1 protein-coding gene is annotated in these 618 nt (G+C 68.9%); it reads right to left on the reverse strand.

Annotation, left to right across the window (positions count from 1 at the left end; all coding sequences use genetic code 11):
- Nucleotides 1-618, reverse strand: a 618-nt coding sequence (locus AB0C16_RS40250) for an RIO1 family regulatory kinase/ATPase (RefSeq protein ID WP_357691429.1), incomplete at both ends; no start/stop codon positions are given.

Here is a 618-nt window from a genome sequence, read left to right on the forward strand (position 1 = left end):
GCGAGAGGTCGCCGTGCGCGAGCCCCGCGCGGGCCAGTTCACGCATGCCGTTGCGGAGCTGCTCGAAGTACACACCGAGCAACTCCTTCGACGGCCGGACCTGGGCGAGCCGGGGCGCGGCACCGCCCTCGCCGTCGTCGATGAACTCCATCAGCAGCTCGGTGCCGTCCACCTGCACGGGATACGGCACCGGGACGCCGGCCTTCCACAACCGGTTGAGGGCGTCCCATTCGGCGTACGCCCACTGACCGGCCGCGACACTGCGGCCGTGCGAGGTCTTCTTCGCCATCGCCCGGCTGTCGCGGCTGTTGCGGGTACGGCGGCCTTCGACGTACGACGTACTGCGGTGGAAGGACCGGTGTTCCTCGGTGCGGTACCGTTTCGCGGCCAGCAGCGAGGACTTCGCCGGGTTGTCGCCGATGGCTTCGACGGCCCGTTCGAGCAGGAAGACGTCGGCTTCCTTGCCGGTTTTGAGGACGCCGAGCTCAGTATCGATCGCAGCCTGTTCCGTGACGACCCACGAGGGGCGTGGTTCCGGGCCGCGAGAACCGCGCTCGACCTCCAGCCAGGTGGACCACCGCTGATCCGGGCCCAGCTCCTCGTCGACCGAATGGAACT

The organism is Nonomuraea sp. NPDC048916 (assembly GCF_040649575.1).
Taxonomy (GTDB): domain Bacteria; phylum Actinomycetota; class Actinomycetes; order Streptosporangiales; family Streptosporangiaceae; genus Nonomuraea.